The following is a 2,981-nucleotide window of genomic DNA, read 5'->3' on the forward strand; positions in this document are numbered from 1 at the left end:
ATTGCCTATATATTAACAAAATTAGGAATTATTGGAGCCATCGTCTTTTTAGTCCCATGGACGACGCCGCCAGTAATCGGAGCTTATCTAGCAACAAATGGAAATATACCTGCAGCTATTTTCTCAGTTTTATCTATTGTAGCTTCTTATTTTATCTATATGCCTTTTTTCAAGGTAGCAGAGAAAAAACAATTGCTGCTTGAAGAAGGAGAGACTGAAGAAGAAGCAGTAGCAGAACTACGTAATGCTTAAGATAATTTTGATAACGCATACAATATAATAAACCGATATAAAACAACTCCTTCTCTTTAAAGAGGATTTTAGGTAATAACCTTAAAAAAGAGAGTTAGAGTTGTTTTTTTTTGCTCAACAAATTCATCCTTTTGATAAAATATGATAATTAATGATAAAAAATAAATAAATCATGAAAACTATTGATAAAAAAAGATAAATAATATATACTTATTAGGAAAGCGATTACAAAAAAAGAAAAGGAGTGTTTATTCATGAAATTGAAGAAAATGAAGTTGGTAGCTGCTGGTTTATGTTCAATGCTATTATTAGCTGCTTGTGGAGGAGCAGAAGATGCAAGCAATGATTCTTCTAGTAAAACAGGCAGCCAAGAAGTAGATAAGAAACAAGAATTAGTTGTCTATACGAATGCAAACTCTGATGGTCGTGGAGAATGGTTAGAAAAAGAAGCAAAAGATGCAGGGTTTAATATCACGCTGGTAGGAGCTGGAGGAACAGATGTTACAAACCGTTTAGTATCTGAAAAAAGCAATCCGATTGCAGATGTAGTTTATGGTTTAAATAGTATGTTATATGAACAATTAAAAGAAGAAGATGTGCTAGAAAAATATGTTCCAACTTGGGCAGATGAAGTAGAAGAAGGGGTTAATGATCCTGAAGGATATTATCATGGTCTAATTAAACAAGCTTTACTATTATCTTATAATCCTGATGTATACAATGAAAAAACTGCACCTCAAAGTTATATTGAGCTTGCAGAAGACAATACATTTAAAGGGAAGTACGAAGCGCCTACACAATTGGATCAAGTAACACCACGAATTATCTTATCTAGTATTCTTGTACAGTATAAAGATGAAGATGGAGAAATGGGTGTTTCAGATGAAGGTTGGAAAATGGTTGAAAACTTCTTGAAAAATGGTATTCCTACTCCGGAAGGTGAAGACTTCTATTCTTTATTAGCATCAAAAAAAGTGCCTATCGGTACATTAGTATCCGGTACTTTACAAGCTAAAGAAGACCAATACGGAGTAGCAGCTAAATTTGTTAATCCAAAAGCTGGGTCTCCATTAATTGTTGAGCAAGCAGCTATTATCAAAGGAGGTAAAAAAACAGCCTTAGCACAAGAATTCGTTGATTGGTTAGGAAGTACAGAAGTTCAAGGGAAATTTGCATCTGAATTTAATGCAATGCCAGCGAATACGAAAGCTGCTGAACAAGCAACTGACTATGTAAAAGACTTATATTCTAATATTACAACTCAAACATTGGATTGGAATTTCATTTCAAAGCACATTGATGAATGGATGGAAAAAGTTGAATTGGAACTTCTATAATTTAGTTTAGTTCATAAGTTAGAGGCTCCTCAATGGCATTAATTGAGGAGCCTCTAATTGAATCTAATCGCAAATTACTATCTATATTCTATAAAGCGAAAGAGAAGAGGATACTTAAATGATTGAATTTAAAAATATTGAAATAAAATTTGGCGATTTTATAGCTGTAAAAGATTTGAATATAAATGTTCATAAGGGAGAATTTTTTACATTATTAGGACCTTCCGGTTGTGGGAAAACAACGACATTAAGAAGCCTGGTAGGTTTTATTAAACCTTCTAAAGGCACCATTTTTCTAGAAGGTAAAGATATTACGGATAAACCAATTGAAAAGCGAGATATCAGTATGGTATTCCAAAGTTATGCCTTATTTCCTACATTAACAGTATATGAAAATATTGCTTTTGGTCCAAAAGTGAAAAAGATGAAAAAAAACAAAATAGATGAAATGGTTAAAGACATCGCTGAAAAAGTAGATTTGAATGAGCTACAATTACAAAAAAAAGTATCAGAACTATCTGGAGGGCAGCAACAGCGTGTAGCCATTGCAAGGGCATTAGTGATGCAGCCAAATATTTTGGTATTAGATGAGCCTTTATCCAACTTAGATGCAAAGTTACGTATCCAATTACGAAATGAATTGAAGACTCTTCAAAAGCAATTCGGTATTACAACCATTTATGTTACTCATGATCAAGAAGAAGCCTTGACGTTATCTGATCGGATAGCTGTTTTTAATCAGGGGGTTGTTGAACAAATTGGTACACCAGAGGATATTTACAATAAATCAGAAACTGAATTTGTTTGTAATTTTATTGGGGATATTAATAATATTGACCGTTTAATGTATGGATATGAAAATTTAGCACACGGTATTTTTAAAGATTACTCCAAATTCTTTGTCCGTATTGAAAAAGTAAAGATCATTCCAGTGAGTGAAACCAAAGAAAATTCTTCTCTAGACCTGACAAAAGAAGTAATCTTCTCTGGAAAAATCGTTGAAAAAGAATTTTATGGCTTGTATACGAAATATGCTATTTTATGTGAAGAAGATACAATTATAAAAACGATTGAAAAAGGCGCTACGAAAGAAACGTTAGATGTCGGCAGTGAAGTTAAAGTAGCCATTAATATTCAAGACATCTTGAAATATAAATAGGAGATGAAATCAATGGAAGTTTTAAAAAATAGAGTTCGAAAAATCAATATCCCAACCCTGTTGATTTCGCTCTTATTAATCTGGTTTGTGTTTTCATTTTTAATTTACCCAAACATAAATACTATTTATGAAACGTTTTATGGAAAAGGCAATTTTTCATTAGATCCCTTTAAGCGCTTAATCGCCTCTAAACGTGCAATGCAAAGTTTGTCGAATAGTTTTATATTAGCGTT

2 protein-coding genes and 2 pseudogenes are annotated in these 2,981 nt (G+C 32.4%); all 4 read left to right on the plus strand.

Annotation, left to right across the window (positions count from 1 at the left end; translation table 11 throughout):
• Positions 1-252, plus strand: a pseudogene (locus RT405_RS13370) (oligo-beta-mannoside permease IIC protein); the annotation flags it as partial.
• Positions 253-506: 254 nt separating this feature from the next.
• On the plus strand, positions 507-1,589 hold the full coding sequence (locus RT405_RS13375; RefSeq protein WP_313470360.1) for an extracellular solute-binding protein: 1,083 nt from the start codon (positions 507-509) through the stop codon (positions 1,587-1,589).
• Positions 1,590-1,707: 118 nt separating this feature from the next.
• The gene (locus RT405_RS13380; protein WP_313470362.1) at positions 1,708-2,748 is read left to right on the plus strand and encodes an ABC transporter ATP-binding protein; all 1,041 of its coding nucleotides are present in this window, start codon (positions 1,708-1,710) and stop codon (positions 2,746-2,748) included.
• Positions 2,749-2,760: 12 nt separating this feature from the next.
• A pseudogene (locus RT405_RS13385) lies at positions 2,761-2,981 on the plus strand (hypothetical protein); the annotation flags it as partial.

Origin of the sequence: Carnobacterium sp., from assembly GCF_032094055.1 — a bacterium.
GTDB lineage: Bacteria > Bacillota > Bacilli > Lactobacillales > Carnobacteriaceae > Carnobacterium_A.

What these genes read in the sequence shown, in the direction of transcription:
- RT405_RS13375 (WP_313470360.1), top strand. Translation starts at nt 507, where the DNA reads ATGAAATTGAAGAAAATGAAGTTGGTAGCTGCTGGTTTATGTTCAATG.
- RT405_RS13380 (WP_313470362.1), top strand. Translation starts at nt 1,708, where the DNA reads ATGATTGAATTTAAAAATATTGAAATAAAATTTGGCGATTTTATAGCT.